17 protein-coding genes are annotated in these 20,290 nt (G+C 66.7%); 7 read left to right on the top strand and 10 right to left on the bottom strand.

Annotated elements, in window-relative coordinates; genetic code table 11:
- Positions 1-55 precede the first annotated feature (55 nt).
- The 6 genes from ACZ54P_RS08100 to ACZ54P_RS08075 form a co-directional block, all read right to left on the bottom strand.
- A complete protein-coding gene (locus ACZ54P_RS08100; RefSeq protein ID WP_465460864.1) occupies positions 56-1,084 on the bottom strand; it encodes a 3-deoxy-7-phosphoheptulonate synthase in 1,029 nt (342 codons plus the stop codon).
- A gap of 5 nt (positions 1,085-1,089) precedes the next feature.
- Positions 1,090-1,986 carry a DMT family transporter gene (locus tag ACZ54P_RS08095; protein ID WP_465460779.1) on the bottom strand — a complete coding sequence of 299 codons (897 nt, stop codon included), beginning with the start codon at positions 1,984-1,986 and terminating at the stop codon, positions 1,090-1,092.
- Positions 1,983-3,440: a class I adenylate-forming enzyme family protein gene (locus tag ACZ54P_RS08090; protein WP_465460778.1), complete on the bottom strand. Its 1,458-nt coding sequence runs from the start codon at positions 3,438-3,440 to the stop codon at positions 1,983-1,985. The genes ACZ54P_RS08095 and ACZ54P_RS08090 overlap by 4 nt, the downstream gene beginning before the upstream one ends.
- The gene (locus tag ACZ54P_RS08085; RefSeq protein WP_465460777.1) at positions 3,437-4,444 is read right to left on the bottom strand and encodes an FkbO/Hyg5 family chorismatase; all 1,008 of its coding nucleotides are present in this window, start codon (positions 4,442-4,444) and stop codon (positions 3,437-3,439) included. Before ACZ54P_RS08085 ends, ACZ54P_RS08090 begins: the two co-directional genes overlap by 4 nt.
- A gap of 434 nt (positions 4,445-4,878) precedes the next feature.
- Positions 4,879-8,673, bottom strand: coding sequence for a DNA topoisomerase (ATP-hydrolyzing) (locus tag ACZ54P_RS08080; protein WP_465460776.1), 3,795 nt, complete (start codon positions 8,671-8,673; stop codon positions 4,879-4,881).
- A 29-nt stretch (positions 8,674-8,702) separates the two neighbouring features.
- Positions 8,703-10,754, bottom strand: coding sequence for a DNA gyrase/topoisomerase IV subunit B (locus ACZ54P_RS08075; protein WP_465460775.1), 2,052 nt, complete (start codon positions 10,752-10,754; stop codon positions 8,703-8,705).
- Positions 10,755-11,038: 284 nt separating this feature from the next.
- Here ACZ54P_RS08075 and ACZ54P_RS08070 point away from each other — a divergent pair, with 284 nt between their 5' ends.
- The gene (locus tag ACZ54P_RS08070; RefSeq protein WP_465460774.1) at positions 11,039-11,980 is read left to right on the top strand and encodes a hypothetical protein; all 942 of its coding nucleotides are present in this window, start codon (positions 11,039-11,041) and stop codon (positions 11,978-11,980) included.
- Here the strand turns inward: ACZ54P_RS08070 and ACZ54P_RS08065 are convergent.
- On the bottom strand, positions 11,964-13,391 hold the full coding sequence (locus tag ACZ54P_RS08065) for a glycoside hydrolase family 76 protein (protein WP_465460773.1): 1,428 nt from the start codon (positions 13,389-13,391) through the stop codon (positions 11,964-11,966). The two genes, ACZ54P_RS08070 and ACZ54P_RS08065, sit on opposite strands and share 17 nt — an antisense overlap.
- Before the next feature lie 159 nt (positions 13,392-13,550).
- Between ACZ54P_RS08065 and ACZ54P_RS08060 the strand changes: the two genes are divergently transcribed.
- From ACZ54P_RS08060 to ACZ54P_RS08040, 5 genes are all read left to right on the top strand, one after another.
- Entirely contained in the window at positions 13,551-14,636 is a 1,086-nt protein-coding gene (locus ACZ54P_RS08060) for an LLM class flavin-dependent oxidoreductase (protein WP_465460772.1), read from the top strand.
- Positions 14,633-15,217: an FMN reductase gene (locus ACZ54P_RS08055; RefSeq protein ID WP_465460771.1), complete on the top strand. Its 585-nt coding sequence runs from the start codon at positions 14,633-14,635 to the stop codon at positions 15,215-15,217. The genes ACZ54P_RS08060 and ACZ54P_RS08055 overlap by 4 nt, the downstream gene beginning before the upstream one ends.
- A gap of 189 nt (positions 15,218-15,406) precedes the next feature.
- Entirely contained in the window at positions 15,407-15,820 is a 414-nt protein-coding gene (locus ACZ54P_RS08050; RefSeq protein WP_465460770.1) for a PGPGW domain-containing protein, read from the top strand.
- Positions 15,821-15,849: 29 nt separating this feature from the next.
- Positions 15,850-16,623, top strand: coding sequence for a TetR/AcrR family transcriptional regulator (locus ACZ54P_RS08045; protein WP_465460769.1), 774 nt, complete (start codon positions 15,850-15,852; stop codon positions 16,621-16,623).
- A complete protein-coding gene (locus ACZ54P_RS08040; protein WP_465460768.1) occupies positions 16,620-17,477 on the top strand; it encodes an oxidoreductase in 858 nt (285 codons plus the stop codon). Before ACZ54P_RS08045 ends, ACZ54P_RS08040 begins: the two co-directional genes overlap by 4 nt.
- 58 nt (positions 17,478-17,535) lie before the next feature.
- On the opposite strand, the gene ACZ54P_RS08035 is transcribed toward ACZ54P_RS08040, so the two are convergent.
- Both ACZ54P_RS08035 and ACZ54P_RS08030 read right to left on the bottom strand, forming a co-directional pair.
- Positions 17,536-18,360, bottom strand: a complete 825-nt coding sequence (locus ACZ54P_RS08035) for an ABC transporter permease (protein ID WP_465460767.1) — start codon at positions 18,358-18,360, stop codon at positions 17,536-17,538.
- Positions 18,350-19,246, bottom strand: coding sequence for an ABC transporter ATP-binding protein (locus tag ACZ54P_RS08030; protein ID WP_465460766.1), 897 nt, complete (start codon positions 19,244-19,246; stop codon positions 18,350-18,352). Before ACZ54P_RS08030 ends, ACZ54P_RS08035 begins: the two co-directional genes overlap by 11 nt.
- A 154-nt stretch (positions 19,247-19,400) precedes the next feature.
- On the opposite strand from ACZ54P_RS08030, the gene ACZ54P_RS08025 reads away from it, so the two are divergent.
- Positions 19,401-19,859 carry a hypothetical protein gene (locus ACZ54P_RS08025; RefSeq protein ID WP_465460765.1) on the top strand — a complete coding sequence of 153 codons (459 nt, stop codon included), beginning with the start codon at positions 19,401-19,403 and terminating at the stop codon, positions 19,857-19,859.
- Between the two features lie 66 nt (positions 19,860-19,925).
- Here the strand turns inward: ACZ54P_RS08025 and ACZ54P_RS08020 are convergent, their stop codons facing one another.
- Positions 19,926-20,273: a hypothetical protein gene (locus ACZ54P_RS08020; protein ID WP_465460764.1), complete on the bottom strand. Its 348-nt coding sequence runs from the start codon at positions 20,271-20,273 to the stop codon at positions 19,926-19,928.
- Between the last annotated feature and the right edge of the window lie 17 nt (positions 20,274-20,290).

The raw sequence follows: 20,290 nt of genomic DNA, 5'->3' as shown, positions 1-20,290 counted from the left end.
GTCCCCATGGGACGAAATCTGTCCCATGGGGACCCCTCATGACACGCGCGTGAGGTCAACCGGCGACGACCGAGCGGCCCATTCGCACGGCGTCAGCGAGTGACTCCAGCACGGATATGGTGCTGCTCAGGTCGAGACAGGCGTCCGTGATGCTCACCCCGTAAGGCGCCGGGTGGTCCTGTCGTCCCCCCTCGAGGAACGACTCCATCATGATCCCCGCTATTCCCCGCTCACCACAGGCGATTCGGCCGGCGATGTCGGCGACGACGCCGACTTGGCGGCGGTGATCCTTGCGGGAGTTGCCGTGTGACGCGTCCACGACGACACGGTCCAACGACCTCGTGGCACGTAATTCCCCAACGGCCGCGTCCACACTCGCCGAGTCGTAGTTGGTTCCGGCCGTGGTGCCACGGAGGATCAGGTGTGCCGTCGGGTTGCCGGGCGAACTTCGCACGACGAGAGCTCCGTGCTCGTTCACCGCCGGATGCCGCTGCGCGGTGCCGGCACAGTGAATCGCCGCGGTGGCGACCGACAAGTCACCGTCGAGACCATTCTTGATCCCGATCGGCATCGGCAACCGGGACGCGAGTTCCCGGTGTGGCTGGCTGGCGACCGTCCGCGCTCCGATGGCACCGTAGCTGAGGAGATCGCTCAGGTAGGGGGCGAGCATCGGCTCGACGAATTCCCCCGCCAGCGGTAAACCGGTTTCCGCGGCCATGATCAGGAATCGGCGGCCGATGCGCAGTCCACCGGCGATGTCTTCGGAGCCGTCGACCCAGGGATCGTGGAGCAGGCCCTTCCAGCCGACAGCGGTTCGCGGCTTTTCCAGGTATGCCCGAAGCACGACGAGTAAGTGATCCTTCAGGGGTTCGGTCGACGCTGCCAGCCGGGCGGCATAGTCGAGGACCGCGACCGGGTCGTGGACGGAACACGGGCCGACAACGGCCAGCACCCGTCCATCGCGACCGTTGAGCACGTCGACGATCGCCGAGCGATGTTCCTGGATTCCGTCGATCAACCGGGCTGGAACGGGATGTTCGGCGGCCAGTTCCGCCGGACTGGGCAACAGTTCGTGATCGGGCATCGCGGTCACCGCGCACTCCGTTTCCTGGTCCGGGAAAGGCCTACGCCGGCAAGGCAAAGAGCCCCGCCGAGGATGGCGAGCAGAGTGGGGATCTCGTCGAGGAAAAGCCAGGACAGCGCGATCACGATCACCGGGACCACATAGGTGGTCACGCCGAGCTTTCCCGCCGATGTGCGGGACAACGCGTATGCCCACGTGTAGAACGCGAGCGCGGTGGGCAACAAGCCCAGATAGACCACCGACCAGGTGGCCGATGCCGGGGCTGTCGCCACATCGTGGATCAGCTGACCGCTGAACGGAAGGCAGGCGACGGCGCCGACAGCGCAGCCGAAGGTCGTGGCCTGCAGCGCGGTGGCGTGGCGCAAAGCCGGTTTCTGAGAGACGACTCCCACGGCGTATCCCGCTGCCGCCAGCAGACAGAGCGCGACGCCGAGGGCACTGGAGGAGCCGTGCCGCGAGGAGAGTCCCACGATCGCCGCGCCGGTGAAGGCGACGACTTGCCCGATCACCAGGGGGAGGGGGAGCCCTTCTTTCAGAACGATCCCGGCGAGGATCGCGGCGAAGACAGGGCCGATCCCGACCAGGAGCGACGCCGTCCCCGCGTCGGTATAGCGTTCCCCCCAGTTCAGCGCGACCATGTACAGGCCGAACCAGAAGACCCCGGCACCGGCTATGCCAGGCCATGCCTTGCGCGGCGGGAGCGGCATGCCCTTGACCGCCGCGATCGCACCCAGGGCGAGCGCGCCGACCAGGAGTCTGCCCAAGGCGAGGGAACCCGGCTCGTAGTGTGCACCGGCGAAGCGGATACCGACGAAGGCGGATGCCCACAAGATCAGCGTGACGGTGACCGCGGCGACGGACTTGATGTCGATCCCGGCCTCGACCTCGGTCCGAGTGCTCATCGAACGGCCGCCAGTGTCCGGAGCGCCCGGCGATCCAGCTTGCCGACCGGAGTACGAGGAAGTGATTCGACTACGATGATGTCCTCCGGTATCTGGTACCAGCTCAGGTTCTTCTGTGTCAGGGAGCCGATCTCGGCGATCACCTGGTCCGGCTCGGCGTCCTCGTCCAGTTCGACGTGGGCGCGGAGTGAAGTCGCGGAGGACTTCCGGCGTACCGAACAGACACCGGCCGCGCGGACGGCGGGGTGGCTCACCAGGAGATCTTCGATCTCGGCAGGATGCACGTTCTGCCCGCCGACGATCTCGATGTCGTCCATCCGGCCGTGCAAGCGGACGAAGCCGTCGGGATCGACAGTGGCGGCATCACCGGTCACGTACCAGTCGTCCGGCGTTCGTAGTGGTGTATCGGAGCCGCGAGGGACCCCAGGCGCGATCGTCGGGCCGAGAACCTCCAGCTTCCCTTCCACCCCGGCCGCCACCTCTCGGCGCAGTTGGTCGACGATTCGCATGCGGTACGGCGGAAGGATCCGGCCGATAGTGCCGTCCCGCTGCGAGGACAGTGTGTTCGCGATCAGCGCGTGCCCTGTTTCAGTGGTGCCGAAAATATTGAGGAATCTCTTCCCGAGCGTCTCGCGGAGCGTGGTTTCGACGCTGTCGGGCAGTGGTTCGCCGGCGACCAGCGCCAGCCTCAGGCCCTGGAGTACCTCGGCGAAGGGGTGCTGGAGCAGTCGAGCGTAGAAGCTTGGCTGTCCATAGAGGACAGAGACCCGATGACGGGTGATCAGCTCCAAGGCCGCGGATTCGGTGAGGCGTTCCCGGCTCAACACCGTCGAGCCGCCACGAAGCAGCGGTAAAAGAATGGAATTACCGAATCCGTAAGCGAAGTACATTCGCGACACGGACAGGGTGATGTCGTCCGGGGCGAGGTCCACCACCGAGCCGATGGCCTGGTCGTAGACCTCCGGGTCACCGTGAGTGTGGAAGCAGAGCCGGGGAGTCCCAGTCGTACCGGAGGTGAAGAAGGCGAACGCCGGCGTATCCGCGTGAACCGCGGCGTACTCGGCTCTCGGCTCATGGTCGAGGAGCCGTGCCGGCGTGACCGGACCGACCTGGTCGAGGCCAGGTGTCCCCAGTTCCGCGATGGTCAGGAACGGGCTCGCGGTTTCGACCGCGCGCCGGATCGCCGCCTCGTGGATGAGAGTGTTGACGGGGATCGCCACGGCTCCCAGCCGGATCGTGCCGAGCACGGCTTGGACAAGCTCGACGCTGTCGGGGAGCACCAGCAGGACACGGTCTCCCGCCTTCACCCCGTGTGCGGCCAGTCCGCCGGCGAATCGAGCCGAACCGGCATACAACTGCGCGTAAGACACCGTCACATCGTCGATATGGTAGGCGATTCGCCCGGACCAGCCTTCGTCGTCGGCGAGTGCGGCAAGGTGACCGGCCAGATTCATTGGACTATCGCCTCGATTTCGACGAGCAGATCGGGGCGGCAGATGTCGACGTTCAGGTAGACGACCCGCGCGTCGGGAGAAAAGACTTCCTCGCACCGTGAGCGGACGAACGGGATATCTTCGGGACGGCTGACGTAAACCTTGATCAAGTCGAGGTCATGGAGGCTGTAGCCGCCTTCTGCGCGAACTTTCCCCAGATTTTCCGTGCTGATCAGCGTCGTGATGTTCTCGAGCGTGACGTCGACCTGACCCGAAATATCTCCCTTGTGCACGGTTTCGTCGCCGATGATGCTCGCAGTGCCGGAAATGTACAGGATTCCGTCGGCGAAAGTCGCTCGCGCGAAGCTCGGCGCTTTGGGGCCGTAGTTTTCCGGATAGTGGTAGGCCGGAGTCTGCCGAGGGTTCTCCAAGTGGTGCACCTCGGCGTCGGCCCGTCCGGAGATGAAGTACAGGTACACGCCGTTGCCCCGGGTGCCGATCCCGGTTGCCGCCGGGATGTGGAGGATTCTGCCTGCCCACAAGGCGAAGGCCTCGGCCCGTCCCGCGCAGAAGTCGCGGTAGATCTCCATGCCGTCCGCGTTGTCGTCGATGATGCCGCCGACCAAGTTCCACATGCGGAGGATGTTCGGGTAGCCGAGTCGCGTGGCGAGCTCGAAGGCGGAGTCGTAGGCGATCCGGGCCGCATCGCGATAGACGTCACGTTCGGCGACCTGTACGGCGCAGAACAGATGGCGGCTGTCCACGGCGTAGACAAGGCCGCCTTCCCTGCCTGCCATGACAGGGCCCGAAGCGGCGAAAACCTCGTGGAATTCCGGCTCGGTCTCCGTGGTCATCGGTACGCCCAGAGTCGGTACGCCCTGGTGTAATTCAGGGGCGAACCCATTTCTCTCGAACGCGACGCGGGCAAGGATGTGCTGGTTGTCCGCCTGTTCCCCCGACTGCTCGAATTTTATGTTCGGCCGGGTCTTTTGTGGTGAGTTTAACAGGTCGACAAAACCGGGCATCCGAGTTCCCCTCAAGGCAAGAATCGCAGTTCTGCTGTTCGCGTCTTCGCGTCTTCGCGTTGAATATTCGGGCCGAGTGGGCCGAACTGGAAACTATCCGCGTTTCGGCCGCGAAGTCAACCGATGATAAGGAAAGCAGGAACCGCTCGAATGGACCCTTGAAATTCTGAGTCGTCGGTATGCGGATGATCTTTTCGAACCTTCGTACGGGCGATGTCTACGATTTCAGCAATGTTGCTGAGAGATCGATGCTGAAAACGCGACGTGGGTCTGGGGAGGCCCAAGCGAGCGGAGGCCCTGGTCTGCCCTTTTTTGGGTCGGAAGGTGTCCTTACGTCTCACGCCGATCGCAGGCAGACGACTGTTTACGCAGGAACGCCCCCTTACTCGCGCCAGGCGCGAGTAAGGGGGCGGAGTGGGGATGGAGGCGGAGGGTCAGCTGCGTTCGATCAGGTGGCCGACGACCTCGGGGCCGGGGTGCGCGTGACCGGAGCCGTCGCGCCGGACGTCGATCTCGGGCAGTTCCACCGGGTCACCGGTGCGTGACGCGCCGGCGGGACGCGGGCCGATCCAGCCGACGGCCAGCCGTGTTTCGCCCTTGAGGAACCGCTGTGCCCGGACACCGCCGGTCGCGCGGCCCTTCGCCGGGTACTCGCTGAACGGTGTCACCTTCACGCTCAAGCCGGTCGCGGTGACGACCATCGGCTCGCCGTGCTCGGCGTCATCAGTACGGACGGCACCGAAGAAGACCACTTCCGCCTCGCCGCGCACGGCGATCCCGGCCATACCGCCGCCCTTGAGACCCTGCGGCCGCACCAGCGAAGCGGGGTAACGCAGCAGCGACGCTTCGGACGACAGGAACGCCAGGGTCTCCTCACCGTCGGTGAGCCAGGTGGCGCCGACGACCTCGTCGCCGTCCTTCAGGCTGATCACGTCGAACTCGTCCGAGCGGACCGGCCATTCCGGCGAGCACACCTTCACCACGCCGAGTTTCGTGCCGAGTGCGAGACCAGGGGAGCCGGCGGCCTGCTCGCCGAGCGGGGCCAGGCCGATGACGCGTTCACCCTTCTCCAGCGGCACCAGTTCCTTCGCGGCCATTCCGCCGCGAAGCGACACGGTGCCCGCCTGCTCGGGCAACACCGGCAGCGGTAGTACGTCGGTCTTGACCGCGCGGCCGCGGTTGGTCACCAGCAGCACCTGACCGCGGGCGGTCGAGTGCACGACGGCGGACACCGAGTCGTGTTTGACACGGCCGTTGCGGCGCCGCACTTCCGACGCCTCCTCCGATTCCGCCGCCGTCCGCGCGACCAGCCCGGTCGCGGACAGGATCACCTGGCACGGGTCGTCGGCGACCTCCAGCGGACCCGACGGCTTCGACGCGGCGAGGACCTCCTTGAGGTCGCCGTCGATCAGCGCGGTGCGGCGTTCGGTGGGGTGGTCCTTGGCGATCTTGGCCAGTTCGGCCGAGACGACCTTCTTCAGCACCGTTTCGTCGTCGAGGATCTTCGACAACTCGGCGATCTCCTCGCGCAGCTTGTCTTGCTCGGCCTCGAGTTCGATCCGGTCGTACTTGGTGAGCCGCCGCAGCGGCGTGTCCAGGATGTAGGTCGCCTGGATCTCCGAGAGCTTGAACCGCTTCATCAGGCCGTCCTTCGCGGCCGCGGCGTTCTCGCTCTCGCGGATCAGCTTGATCACCTTGTCGATGTTGAGCAAGGCGATCAGCAGACCGTCGACCAGGTGCAGACGCTCTTCGCGCTTGCGGCGGCGGTAGCGCGTGCGGCGGGTGACGACCTCGTAGCGGTGGCTGAGGAAGACATCCAGCAGCGCCTTGAGCCCCAGCGTCTGCGGCTGCCCGTCCACCAGCACCAGGTTGTTGATGCCGAAGGACTGCTCCAGCGGCGTCAGCCGGTACAGATCCGCCAGTAGCGCCTGCGGGTTCACGCCGACCTTGCATTCGATGACCAGCCGCGTGCCGTTCTCGCGGTCGGTGAGGTCCTTGACGTCGGCGATCCCGGTGAGCCGCTTGGACTTGTTGACCTCGTCGGTGATCTTCTCGATCACCTTCTCCGGGCCGACGCCGTACGGCAGTTCGGTGACGGTGATCGCCTGGCGGCCGCGGCTGCCTTCCAGCGGTCCGGTCTCGGCGCTGGCGCGCATGCGCACCACACCGCGGCCGGTCTCGTACGCGCGGCGGACCTCGTCCAGCCCCAGCAGCGAACCGCCGGTCGGCAGGTCGGGGCCGGGGACGAACTCCATCAGCTTGTCGAGCGTGGCGTTCGGATGGTTGATCAGCCACCGCGCCGCGCCGATCACCTCGGTCAGGTTGTGCGGGATCATGTTGGTCGCCATCCCGACCGCGATCCCGGACGTGCCGTTGACCAGCAGGTTCGGGAACGCGGCTGGCAGCACCGTCGGCTCTTCGAGCGAACCGTCGTAGTTGGGCCTGAAGTCGACGGTGTCCTCGCCGAGTTCGCCGACCAGCAGCATCGCTTCCGGGGACATTTTCGCTTCCGTATAACGCGAAGCGGCCGGTCCGTCGTCCGGGGAACCGAAGTTCCCGTGCCCATCGACCAGTGGCACGTTGAGCGAGAAGTCCTGCGCCATCCGGACCATGGCGTCGTAGATCGCGGTGTCGCCGTGCGGGTGGTACTTGCCCATGCAGTTGTGGACGACGAAACCCTCGGCGACAAAGGCGTGTTCCTCGGTACCCACCTGAATGTCGTAGGTCGTGTCCGGCTCGACAGGCTCGACCGACGTCACTTCGAGGAACGAGTACCCGGACAGTGCTCCGAGCCGCCCCGCCATCGGCGAGCCGATTCGCTGTAGTTTCTCGATCCAGCCGTCTTGTTCGGCGCGAGAGAGCGGGAATGACCGATCCGCCAGGGCGAGCCCGTGTCGGTCTTTTCCGTAGCGGACTTTCGCGCCGCTGACACTGGAGAGCGACGACCTGAACGCCTTCCCGGACGTGTCGCGGAACCAGCCGCCACCCAGGTGGGCGTTGGAGAATTCGGCCATGACGGCCTGGTAGGGAAGACGGTCATTGCCCTGTTTGCCACGGTACTGATACGAGATCTCGGCGACCCTGGACAAGTCGTTCTTCTTGTAGCCGATCTTGATCCACGGCAACAGGATCCGAGCGAGCTCGCTCGCGTCCTGCCCGCTGAACGAGAGGCCCAGCAGGGTCTTCCTGCCTTCCGGTTTCGGCGAGGACCAGTGATGGCCGTGGATGCCGAGATCGGCGAGGATCGAGTAAGTTTGCCGGATCAGCTTCTCGCTCGTGCTGACGAAGACGATTTCCCGGCGCTCCTTGCGCACATATCCGTCGCCGTCGAACAGGCCGGCGAGGAACGGCGCCCAAGCCGACCGATCGGCCAGAACTTCGAGCGGAATGTGCTTTTGGTCGCTCAGCGGGGTGCCGGCCACCAGAAGACCTTCGTGCCGAGCGAACGTGAGAATGTGCTGATCTCGATGCCCGGCCTCCTGAGCCGCGCGGGTTCCGCGGTGAACGGTCATTCCGTTCGCGGTCGCCCAGTCGTGAACGGCGTCGAGCGGCTCGATGTCGCACATATGGATCCGGACTCGTCCGTCGACGCCCCGAGCCCTGTCGACGGCGAAGCCTTCGGCCGCGATCAACCCGAGCAGGTACCCGTAAAGGTCCCCACCGCCGGCGTGACGGGCGGCGCTGCGGCCGCTTCCGTATCCCACGGTGCGGCGGCCCGCGAGATCCCGCGCGTCGGTCCATTCGAGAGCCGAGTCGTCCGAGACCGTCCGGAAGCGCTGTCCCGGCGTGACCACCATGGTGTGCCCGTTCGACCAGGTGATGCGAACGAGTTCGGACACCGGGTTTTCGTAGACCGCCGTCACCGGGACGGCCTTGCCCCCGCCGTCCAGTACGCGCTCTCCGACCTCGATGTCCTCTATCGGGCGCAGGCCGTCCGGAGTCGAGACCAACGCGCCACGAACGAAGCAGTCGCCGACGACGCGCGACGACTTCACGTACGCGTGGGTCGGCCGGTAACCGTTCTCGTGCATGGAGAAGAGGATCCGGCGGTGTACCGGCTTCAGCCCGTCCCGCGCGTCCGGAAGCGCCCGCGAGTGGATGACCGAGTAGGCGTACTCCAGGTACGAATCCTCGATCTCCGTCTTCAGCGAGTTGTCGAAGACGTTCGCGCCGGGCCGGTCGAACGCGGAGGGGTCGACCTTGGTGGTGGTGCCCTTACGGCGTGCCATTGCTCAAAGCTCCTTGAATAGCAGCGAAATCAGGCGTCGATGGCTTCGCGGTCGACCCGGTCGGAGGATTCGACGAGCCAGTTGCGGCGCGGTTCGACCTTCTCGCCCATCAACAGTTCCAACGCGTTCTCCGCGGCTTCGACGTCGTCGAGGGTGATGCGGCGGACCGAGCGGGTGGCCGGGTTCATCGTGGTGTCCCACAGTTCGTCGGCGTCCATCTCACCGAGACCCTTGAACCGGGGCACCGGCGTGACGATCTGCTTGCCCGCGCGTTCCAGCGCCGCGTACTTGGTCTCCATTTCCTTCTGAGAGAAGGTGAAGTGGGTTTCCGGGTTCCGGCCCTTGGTGACCAGTTTGTGCAGCGGCGGCATCGCGGCGTAGAGCCTGCCGTCCTCGATCACCGGCCGCATGTACTTGGCGAACAGGGTGATCAGCAACGTCCGGATGTGCGAACCGTCGACGTCCGCGTCGGCCATCAGGATCACCCGGCCGTAGCGCATGGTCGACAGGTCGAACGTGCGTCCGCTGCCCGCGCCGAGCACCTGCACGATCGAGGCGATCTCCGCGTTCTTCAGCGTGTCACCGAGCGAGGCCTTCTGGACGTTGAGGATCTTGCCCCGCAAGGGAAGCAGCGCCTGGTACTCCGACACGCGAGCCATCCGCGCCGAACCGAGCGCGCTGTCACCCTCGACGAGGAACAGTTCACTGCGGGAGACGCCGGTGGTGCGGCAGTCGACCAGTTTCGGCGGCATGGCCGCGCCTTCGAGCGCGGTCTTGCGCCGGGCGGCGTCCTTCTGCTGCTTCTGGGTGAGCCGGACGCGGGACGCGTCGACCACCTTCTGCAGGACGACCTTGGCCTCGGATTTGGTCTTGCGTTCTTCGGTCCAGGCGCGGATGTGCTTGTCGACGACGCCCTGGATGACCCGGGCGATCCCGGCGGTGGACAGCTCGTCCTTGGTCTGCGAGGTGAACTGCGGCTCCGGCAGCCGGACGTGCACGACCGCCGTCATGCCTTCGAGCACGTCCTCGACGGTCGGCATGTCCTCCTTGGGCTTCAGCAGCCCGCGGGTTTTGGAAATGGCGTCCTGCAAGGCTTTCAGTACCGCGCGGTCGAAACCGCGGCGATGCGTGCCGCCGTGCACGTTGCGGATGGTGTTGGTGAAGCACTCCACCGTCCGCTCGTAGCCGGTGCCCCAGCGCAGCGCGACCTCGATCTCCGCGTGACGCACCACATTGGACTGCATGACGCCGTTGGCGTCGGCCGCGTTCTCCTTGTAGGTGCCTTCACCGGTGATGAAAAGCGTGCCGCAGACGGGTTTCTCGCCCGCGGGCGAAAGGAAGTCGACCATGTCGGACAGGCCGTTGGGGAAGTGGAAGGTCTCTTCGCTGATCGAGTCGTCGACAGCGGTGCGCAGCACGTACGTGACGCCGGGGACCAGGAAGGCGGTGTTGCGCATCTTCGTGCGGACGCCTTCGACATCGAGCGAAGAGCCTGTCTCGAAGTAGCGCGAGTCGTACCAGTACCGGATCGACGTGCCGCTGCTCTCGCCGCGCTTCATCTTCCCGGTGATGTTCAGCCCGGACTTGCGGGTGAACTTCGCCTTCGGGCCGGGCCCGTCGAACACCCCGGGGACGCCGTGCGCGAACGACATCTGATGGACCTTGCCGTTCTGCTTCACGGTGACGTCGAAGCGGTGCGACAGCGCGTTCACCGCCGAAGCGCCGACGCCGTGCAGGCCACCGGAGGTCTTGTAGCCCGAGCCGCCGAACTTGCCGCCGGCGTGCAGCCTCGTCAGCACCAGCTCGACACCGGACAAACCGGATTTGGCGTGCGTGCCGGTGGGGATGCCGCGGCCGTCGTCGTCGACCTGGACACTGCCGTCGGCGTGCAGGGTGACCACGATCTTCGTGGCGTGACCCGCCACACCTTCGTCGGTCGAGTTGTCCACGACCTCGGAGAACAGGTGGTTGATACCGCGGCTGTCGGTGGAGCCGATGTACATCCCGGGGCGCTTGCGGACCGCTTCCAGACCCTCGAGATGCGTCAGGTCGTCGGCCCCGTACAGGGTCTCAGCAGTCACTGGGTCTTTCTCCTGGAGTCGTGGCTCGCGAACTTGCTCGTGGAGGTGGCGTTCAACGCGACACCGTACTGGAGGATATCCGGCAGCCCCGACAGTTCGTCTTCTCCAGCGCCCTCGGTGTGGCGAACACCTGTTCGTGGCCACACCCTGTCATCCGATGACGCGCTTTCGCGACGGTCCGTGAAGACCGCTGCTTTTACCCTGGTCCTGCTCCTGACAGTCATCTGATGAGGCGTTATGGTCTCCACTGTCACACTGCTGGGGGCGGCAGGGGGAATCGGGAAGTGACCGTCGGAGTCGGTCCCACGCGCGCGTCGACCGCACAGCGCGTGGTGAGTCTTTGGTATTTCGTGGTGGTCGTCGCGTCACTCGGGCTGCTCGCACCCTTGCCGTTCGTGCACGCGGCGATTCGGCTGCGCCGTGCGTACCTGGTGCTGTTCGTGTTCTTCTACGGTGCCTGGGCCTATGGGCTGCTCTATCTGCTCTCGCCCGTGGAAATCGAAGAAGAGGTCGAGACGCTCCCGGCCATGTTGTGGTTCTTCGGCACGATCCTGTTGATCGCCGTGTCCTGCGTCCACCTCGCCCTGCTGAGGAAGAAGATCCTCTACCCGCAGCGGACGGTCTGGGTCGAATCCGGCATGCACTGCGGGCTGTTCTCGATCGACATCGCCGGATTCGGCCAGGTCGGGCGCAGCAGCGACATCTTCGTCCAGGTGCGGCGGATGCTCTTCGGCCTGCTGGCCAACGCCTTCGAAGCCAGCGGGATCGCCTGGAACATGTGTCTCAAACGGGATACCGGCGACGGGATGATCGTCGTCGTCCCGCCGCATTTCCCGAAGTTCCGGCTGCTGCTCCCGCTGCTTTCCCAACTGGCGGCGGAGCTGGCCAAATACAACGTGGTCACCGAGCCGGCCCTGCGGATCCGGGTGCGCGTGGCGATCCACGCCGGCGAGGTCACGCTCGACGAGTACGGCGTGACGGGGCGGCCGAAGGTGCTGCTCGCCCGGCTGCTCGACTCGCGGGTGCTGCGTGACGCGCTCGCCGAAGCGCCGGACGAGTCGCCCGTCGTCGTGATCGTCTCGGACCGGTTCCATGAGGACGTCCAGGACCAGGGCGGCCCCGGTCTCGACACGATGAGCTACCGGCAGGTGCTCGTGCAGGAAAAGGAGACCGAGGTCCTCGCCTGGCTGCACGTCCCGACGCCGGTGATCAGAGGGCTGCCGTGAGGACCTCCAGCGCGCTGTGCTGACGGGCCGCGTCGATCCGGTCGACCGGACCGGCCCAGCGCAGGCCGTGCTGATCGAGCGAGGTGCGGTTGTTCGCGATGGTCGAATTCGCTTGGCGGGTCAGGTAAGCGCGGTACGGCCTGCCCGCGAGCGCCCGGTCCAGCTCACCGAGGTTGCGGGCGTACGCGCCCTTGAACGACGGCCCGTCCGCGCCGCAATCGCCGGACTCGCACGGGTCGCGCAGGATCCCGCCGGAATGCAGCGACGGCGCCGTGGTGGAGGCGTCGGCGAGCCGGCGGGCTCTGGTGAGCAGTGCGGCGTCACCGGTCGCGCGGTTCAGTTCGACCAGCGCGCCGAGGACGATGCCCTGGTTATAGCTCCACACGGCGTCGCCGTTGTTGGCGCACGAGGAGTTCAGCCCGTCGTTGATCAGGTCGCTCCCGTTGATCATGCCGCTGTTGCCGAACCAGTCCCAGACCTCGCGGGCCCTCGCCAGCTGGACCGTGTCGCCGGGGAGGCGGTTGTGCAGTGACGCGGCGACCTTGACGTACAGCTCGTTCGTGACCGCGTTCTTGTACGTCCGGGCCGTCGACCACCACAGACCGCCGCCGCAGGTGCCGTCGCGGTAGGAGTACATGTAGTTCGCCGCGATGACGGCGGTGTCGAGGTAGCGGCGGTCCTTGGTCAGGTCGTATGCCCGGATCCAGGCGAGCGCCCACCAGCCGGTGTCGTCGATGTATTCGTTCGTGAAGTTGTCGCCCCGGTTGCGATCGAAGGTGTTGGCGATGGCGTAGCGGTAGTTCTGCGAGCCGGTGCGGGTGCTGTAGTCGAGGATCGCGGTGAGCGCGTTCGCGGAGTTCCACCAGCCCGTGGTCTGCCAGAGCCCGGTGCCGTTGTCGTAGAACTGCATCAGCGCGGTGGCCGCCGCTTCGGTGCGATTGTTCGCGGCGACGGTGGTGCGGAACCATGGCGTGCAGGCGATTTCCGGCCGGTTTCCGGCCTTGCCGCAGGCGCGGAGCGCGCCGAAACGATGGTTGGCGGGATCGTCGCCGTTGAACATCAGTGTCCGCCAGCCGCGGTGACCGGCGGGGATCTTCGTGTCGCCGAGCCGGCTGTCACCGGCCCAGGTGCGGCCGCCGTCGAAAGAGCGGTCGAGCCACACCTCGTCGCCGGGATCGCCGTTTTCGATGCTGCCCCAGCCCATGTCGTCGCCGTCGGAGAGGTGCAGCACGATGCCGCGGCCCCAGACGGACGTCGTCGCGGGTCTTCTGTCGCCGACGGCGACCGCCGGATCGCGGCCGTCGCAGTACTTCGCGCAGATGGTCGCCGTGACGGACGGGGCAGGAGTGGTCGGAGTGGCGGGGGAGAGTGCCAATGTCAACGTTGTCACAAGCAGGGAAGTGAGCCACATGGCTTCGAGTGTGCGGGCGGTCACCTCGGTGTCCGACCAAGTCACTCGTTCAGCTCGCGCCGAAGGTCTGGACCAGTAGGGCGACGGAAGGGAATACATCTTCCGCGCGTAAGGTTGAACGCTCAAGTAAAGATGATCCGGTGATCGAGGGAGCAGGTCATGCAGTTCGGAATCTTCACGGTGGGCGATGTGACGACCGACCCGACCACCGGGGAGGCGCCCAGCGAGTACGAGCGCATCAAGGCGATGGTGCGGATCGCGCTCAAGGCCGAAGAGGTCGGCCTCGACGTTTTCGCCACCGGCGAGCACCACAACCCGCCCTTCGTGCCGTCCTCGCCGACGACGATGCTCGACTACATCGCCGCGCGGACGTCGAAACTGATTCTTTCCACGTCGACGACGCTGATCACCACGAACGACCCGGTGAAGATCGCCGAGGACTTCGCGATGCTGCAGCACCTCGCCGACGGACGGGTCGACCTGATGATGGGCCGTGGCAACACCGGGCCGGTGTACCCGTGGTTCGGGCAGGACATCCGGCAGGGCATCCCGCTGGCCATCGAGAACTACCACCTGCTGCACCGGTTTTGGCGCGAGGACGTGGTCAGCTGGTCCGGCAAGTTCCGGACGCCGCTGCAGGAGTTCACCTCGACCCCGCGTCCACTCGACGGCGTGCCGCCGTTCGTCTGGCACGGTTCGATCCGCAGCCCGGAGATCGCGGAACAGGCCGCCTACTACGGCGACGGGTTCTTCGCGAACCACATCTTCTGGCCGAAGGAGCACTTCCAGGCGTTGATCGAGCTGTACCGCGAGCGGTATGAGCACTACGGGCACGGCAAGGCGGACCAGGCCATAGTCGGCCTCGGCGGCCAGGTGTTCCTGCGGCCGAAGTCGCAGGACGCCGTGCGGGAGTTCCGGCCGTACTTCGACAACGCGCCGGTGTACGGGCACGGCCCGTCGCTGGAGGAGTTCACCGAGCAGACACCGCTGACCGTCGGCAGCCCGCAAGAGGTGATCGACAAGACGCTGACCTTCCGCGAGCACTTCGGCGACTACCAGCGTCAGCTGTTCCTGATGGATCACGCCGGGCTGCCGTTGAAGACCGTGCTGGAGCAGCTCGACCTGCTGGGTGAGCACGTGATCCCGGTGCTGCGCAAGGAACTCGACTCGCTTCGTCCGGCTCATGTCCCTGAGGCGCCTACGCACGCTTCGCTTGTCGAGGCTTCGTCGGCGGTGACCGCATGACCACGATCGCTGTCGTGACCGCGGGGTTGAGCCAACCGTCCTCGACGCGGCTGCTCGCGGACAAACTCGCCGCGGCGGTGTCGTCCGCGCTCCCGGCTGTGAAGACCGAGGTGATCGAACTCCGCGACCTGGCCCTCGACGTCACGAAGAACATGCTGACCGGGTTTCCGTCCCCGGCGCTGCGCGCGGCCATCGACACGGTGACCGCCGCGGACGGCCTGATCGCCGTCACGCCGGTGTTCACCGCGTCGTACAGCGGGCTGTTCAAGTCGTTCTTCGACGTGCTGGACCCGAAGGCGCTCGACGGGAAGCCGGTGCTGATCGGCGCTACCGGCGGGACCGAACGGCACTCGCTGGTGCTCGACTTCGCACTGCGTCCGCTCTTCGCCTACCTCCGCGCGGAGCCCGTCGCTACGGCGGTGTACGCGGCTTCGTCGGACTGGGCGTCTCCGGGCGATCTCGATGCGCGGGCTTCGCGGGCTGGGCGGGAGTTCGCCTCTCGGCTGTCCTCGGAGGGGGCGACGGCGGCTCCGGCCAGCGGGTTCGTGCCGTTCGAGCAGCTGCTGCGCGCGGGGGAGTGAGCAAGGGACCTTTGCTATCGCGTGGCCTGGGTGAGGTGGGCACCGCACTCGCGTGCTCAAAGACGGATCTCGTGTGCTTGGAGGCGTAACACCCAAGTGGGATCCAGACACGCGAGTTACGCCAGGACCAGCGCTTTCCCGGCGCGACCGGCACAATCAAGGAGAAGAGACGACGGCGAGGAGAAAACGGTGGGTATCGGAAAACCCGTGAAGCAGGGGCTGATCCTGATCGCGGGCGGCATTCTCCTGCTGGTCGGCATCGCGCTGCTCGTGCTGCCCGGACCGGGCCTGTTGCTCGTGCTCGCGGGGTTGCTCGTGCTGGCGTCGGAGTTCCCGGTGGTGGAAAAGTACGTCGATCCCATTCGGGACAGGGCGATGAAGGCGGCCGAGGACAGTGTTTCTTCGCCGCTGCGCATCGCCGGTTCGGTGCTGGCCGGGCTGTGCCTGCTGGCGGCCGGGGTCGTCTGGGGGCTGGTGCCCGGGCTGCCGCTCGGGGGCTGGAGTACCGGTTCGAGCCTGATCCTGTCCGGGATCATCCTGTTCGCGCTCCTGATCTGGAGCTACAAGAGGGTGCGGGATCGGCGGGCCGCGAAGACCGAATAACAGCCGGGTGGTCTGGTAGCGTGCGGCGCGTGGCCCCCGACTTTCAGCGCGCCCGGCGGCCGGAACAGGTGGCGGCCCGGCGCACGGCGATCCTCGGGGCGGCGCGCGAACTCCTGGCCGAGCGGCCGGTTTCCCGGATCAGTCTGCGGGAACTGAGCGATCGCGTCGGCCTGGCGAAGTCGAACGTGCTGCGGTACTTCGACAGCCGCGAGGCGATCTTCCTGGAAGTCCTCGATTCGATCTGGGTCGCGTGGCTCGACGAGCTTGAAGGCGAGTTAAGCGCTCCTCGCGACGCGAAGCCTGCGTACGAGCACGAAGTGCGCGTCGCGACCGTCATAGCGACGTCGATCTCGCGGCAGCGGCTGCTGTGCGAGCTGATCAGCACGATGGCCGCCGTGCTCGAACACAACATCTCCGTGGAGACCGCACGGACGTTCAAGAGCCGGGCCGCCGAGCGGATCGAACGGCTCGCGAACGTCGTCCGCGCCCAGGTCCCGTTGGACGCCGAGGCGGCCGGGCATTTCGCGAAGGCCGTCTTCATCCTCGTCGCGGGACTGTGGCCCTACGCGAACCCGGGCGAGGCCGTGGCGACGGTTCTGGCCGAACGGGGAGCGCCCGCCGGCCGCGAGATGTTCGTCGACGGGCTGGCCGAAGGGCTGGCCAACCAGCTGGTCGGCCTGGTCGTTCGCGCAGGTCAGGGCGCCGGGCGAGAGCAAAGGTCCCTTGCTCCCTTCCCGGGCGCGCCGAGGCGGCTGACCCTGCCTAAGGTGAGCGGAACCCACTTGCACAAGGAGCGACCATGAGCCCAGGCGGCACCCTCACCCTCGGCGATCTCACCGTGAGCCGGATGGGCTACGGCGCCATGCGGCTGTCCGGCCCCGGCATCTGGGGACCGCCTAGTGACCGCGAAACCGCGATCGCCGTCCTTCGCGAGGCTGTCGAGCTGGGCGTGACCCACATCGACACCAGCGACTTCTACGGCCCGCACACGGTCAACGAGCTGATCCGCGAGGCGCTGCACCCGTACCCGGAGAACCTGCACATCGTCACGAAGGTCGGTGCGAAGCGGACTCCGGACAAAGGCTGGCCTTCGGCGCTCTCGCGCGAGGAACTCACCTCCGCGGTCCACGACAACCTGCGCAACCTCGGCGTCGACGCGCTCGACGTCGTCAACCTGCGGCTCGCGGGGGAGCACGGTGTCTTCCCGATCCCGGTCTCGATCGCGGAGCCTTTCGCGGTGCTCGCCGAATTGCGGCAACAGGGCCTGATCCGGCACCTCGGCCTGAGTCACGTCTCGGCGGAGCAGGTCAAGGAAGCCCGCGCCATCGCGCCGGTCGTCTGCGTGCAGAACGAGTACAACGTCGCGCAGCGTGCCAACGACGGGCTGCTCGACGCCCTCGCGGCCATCAGCGTCCCGTTCGTGCCGTACTTCCCGCTCGGCGGGTTCACCCCGCTGCAGTCCGGCGTGCTCGACGACTGCGCCAGCCGCGTCGACGCGACGCCGATGCAGGTCGCTCTCGCGTGGCTGCTTCAGCGGTCGCCGAACATCCTGCTGATCCCTGGCACGTCGTCGCTGCGACACCTGCGTGAGAACGTCGCCGCCGCGGAGCTGGAACTGCCCAAGGACGTCGTCGCGGACCTCGACGCCCTCGCCTAGAAGTACGTGAAGGCCCCCTTCATTGCGCTAGGCGCAATGAAGGGGGCCTTCACGTACTTCAGAGGACATCCCGGCGCCGCAGCAGCCAGCCGCCGAGAACGGTGAAGGCCACCAGGTAGCCGGCCACCACCAGCGTCGCCTGAGGGACGCTGACGAGTTCGCCGACCCCTGGCGTCGCACCCGAAGCGCCGAGCGACGCGGCCAGCGAACCGGCGTTGGCCCCGGGGAGGGCTCGCTGAAGCGTGTCGACCCAGTCCAGCAGCGGGGCCGCGACCCCGAACAGCAGGTTCTGGACCACGAGCAGCCACACCAGGCCGAGCCCGATCGGCAGCGCCACCCCGCGCATCGCGATGGCGAGTGCCGCGCCGAGCACCGCCCAGGTCATCGCGATCAGCCAGCCGGCGCCGATCCCGGTGACCAGCGAGCCGACCGTTGGCCAGTCCATCGGCTCGCCTTCGGAGGACGCGATGAGCGCGCTCGTGACCGCACCGGTCGCGAAACTCGTCAGCACGACGGTCAGCGCCGCGACGGCCAGTGCGAACAACTTTCCACTGTAGACGGTCATGCGCGAAGGACCCTGGGTCAGCACGGTCTTCCACGTGCTCCAGCCGTATTCGGTGCCGACGGCCAGTACCCCGAGCACGAGCAGGATCGCCCCGAGGAACACCGGAAGCCCGCCGATCGAGTTGCCGACCAGGTTCGACGGCATGGTCGCGGCCAGCCCGCGATCCGTGCCGGGCGCCCCGCTCGACGAGCCGACCGCGCCGGCCAGCGGCAGCAGGTAGGTGAACGTCAGCCCGAGTACGACCGCGATCCCCAGCATGAACCAGTTCGCCGGACGCCGGACGAGTTTCGCCAGCTCGGCGCTGCAGCTACCCCACATGGTCCGCCACCTCTCCGGTGAGCTCGAAGAAAACCTGTTCCAGATCCCGTTCGCGGACATGCAGTTCGCGCACCGCGATCCCTTCCGTGACGAGTTCGCGGTTCAGCCACGACGCGCGCTCCGGGGCGACGGTCAGGTCGAGACCGGTCCCACTCGTCCGCACGTTCTCCCCGCCGATCCAGCGCTTCGCCAGCTCGGCGGCACGAGCGATCTCGTCGGCTTCGATGTGCAGCACCGTGCCGCCGCGGAGTTCGGCGACCGTGTTCTCCGCGACCAGCCGCCCGTGCGAGACGACGCCGACGCGGTCGCAGATCTGCTGGACCTCGCCCAGTAGATGGCTCGACAGCAGCACGGTGCAGCCCTCCGCGCCGAGCCGCCGGATCAGCACGCGCATGTCGGCCATTCCAGCCGGGTCGAGTCCGTTGGTCGGCTCGTCGAGGATCAGCAACCGCGGATTTTTCAGCAACGCCGCCGCGACACCGAGCCGCTGCTTCATGCCGAGGGAGTACGTCGAATAACGGTCTTCGCCGCGATCGGCGAGATCGACCAGCGCCAGCACTTCACCGACCCGGAGCGGATCCGTTCCGCTGTACCGGGCCAGCACCTTGAGGTTGTCCGAACCGGACAGATACGGGTAGAAGCCGGGCGATTCGATCAACGCGCCGACGCCGTCGAGGTCGCCGGGCGGCCGCCCGAACAGCCGCACGCGGCCCGACGTCGGCCGCACGAGGCCCAGCAACATCCGCAACGTCGTCGTCTTGCCCGCGCCGTTCGGGCCGAGGAAGCCGTAGATCTCACCGGGCAGCACGGTCAGCTTCATCCGGTCGACGGCGAGGTGTTCGCCGTACCGTTTCGTGAGTTCGTCTGTGTCCACGGGAATGGTCATGGTGACCAAGGGTGCCCGCGGCGAGGTCGCGCCACATCCGTTCTCAGGCGGCTCTCGGCGTACGTCGCCGGACGTAGCCGATGGCCGGAATCCTGTGACATCTGTCGAAAACACCGGTACCGGAGGAGAGGGTGACGATCTTAGGCTCGGCGGCGTGTCGAAAGTCCTCTTGATCCTTCATGTCCTCGCCGCCGTCATCGCGATCGGACCGGTCACGGTCGCGGCGAGCATGTTCCCGGCCGCCGCCCGCCGCGCTTTCGCCGAACCGGGTGCCGGTCTCTCCGTACTGCGCGCGTTGCACCGGATCTGCCGGGTCTACGCCGTCATCGGTATCACGGTGCCGTTCTTCGGGCTGGCGACGGCGGGCAGCATGCGGGTCTTCGGAGACGCGTGGGTCATCGTGTCGATCGTCCTCACCGCCGCGGCCGCCGGTGTGCTGGCGTTGCTGGTGCTGCCGGGACAGAAGGCGATCCTCACGGCCTTGGACGCCGAGCCGCCGTCGGAACCGCTGACGGCCGGGCGGGTGGCGATGTACACCGGGATGTTCAATCTGCTCTGGGCCGTGGTGACGGTGCTGATGATCGTGCGGCCGGGGTCGACCACCGGCGCCTGAGAAAGTCCGTGAAGGCCTCCTTCCCTACTTTGAGGGTAGGGAAGGAGGCCTTCACGGACCGGGGTATTACGCCCTCAGCAACTGGTTGAAGAACGACCGGTAGCGGCGCAAGGCGATCCGGAGGTCCTCGGTGGCCGGTTCACCCTGGCTCCACGCGGATTCCAGTTCCTTCTTGTGGTCGGCGAACGTCGTGGCCAGATTCTGGATCACGACGGCGACCAGTTCGTCGGCTTCCTTCACGGCCCGCTGCGGATCGTCCACGAAGGCCGTCTGGATGCCCTGCCAGCTCTCCCGGAACCGCGTCACGTCGGAGTCGTCGAAGAGGGTCTGCGCATCGTCCTCTGTGGACTCTTCGGTGGGGGCGGACTCCCTGGTGGAATCGGGTTCGGCGGCCACCAGGTCCTCGGTGCTCAAGGTATGCCCGGAGTCGC

This window comes from Amycolatopsis sp. NPDC034160 (assembly GCF_055575355.1).
This window is presented reverse-complemented; position numbering and strand designations above follow the sequence as displayed.

Bases quoted from the DNA above. Each gene is read 5' to 3' on its own strand.
- ACZ54P_RS08100 (WP_465460864.1), bottom strand. From the start codon at position 1,084: ATGCCCGATCACGAACTGTTGCCCAGTCCGGCGGAACTGGCCGCCGAA.
- ACZ54P_RS08095 (WP_465460779.1), bottom strand. From the start codon at position 1,986: ATGAGCACTCGGACCGAGGTCGAGGCCGGGATCGACATCAAGTCCGTC.
- ACZ54P_RS08090 (WP_465460778.1), bottom strand. From the start codon at position 3,440: ATGAATCTGGCCGGTCACCTTGCCGCACTCGCCGACGACGAAGGCTGG.
- ACZ54P_RS08085 (WP_465460777.1), bottom strand. From the start codon at position 4,444: ATGCCCGGTTTTGTCGACCTGTTAAACTCACCACAAAAGACCCGGCCG.
- ACZ54P_RS08080 (WP_465460776.1), bottom strand. From the start codon at position 8,673: ATGGCACGCCGTAAGGGCACCACCACCAAGGTCGACCCCTCCGCGTTC.
- ACZ54P_RS08065 (WP_465460773.1), bottom strand. From the start codon at position 13,391: ATGTGGCTCACTTCCCTGCTTGTGACAACGTTGACATTGGCACTCTCC.
- ACZ54P_RS08060 (WP_465460772.1), top strand. From the start codon at position 13,551: ATGCAGTTCGGAATCTTCACGGTGGGCGATGTGACGACCGACCCGACC.
- ACZ54P_RS08055 (WP_465460771.1), top strand. From the start codon at position 14,633: ATGACCACGATCGCTGTCGTGACCGCGGGGTTGAGCCAACCGTCCTCG.
- ACZ54P_RS08040 (WP_465460768.1), top strand. From the start codon at position 16,620: ATGAGCCCAGGCGGCACCCTCACCCTCGGCGATCTCACCGTGAGCCGG.
- ACZ54P_RS08035 (WP_465460767.1), bottom strand. From the start codon at position 18,360: ATGTGGGGTAGCTGCAGCGCCGAGCTGGCGAAACTCGTCCGGCGTCCG.
- ACZ54P_RS08030 (WP_465460766.1), bottom strand. From the start codon at position 19,246: ATGACCATTCCCGTGGACACAGACGAACTCACGAAACGGTACGGCGAA.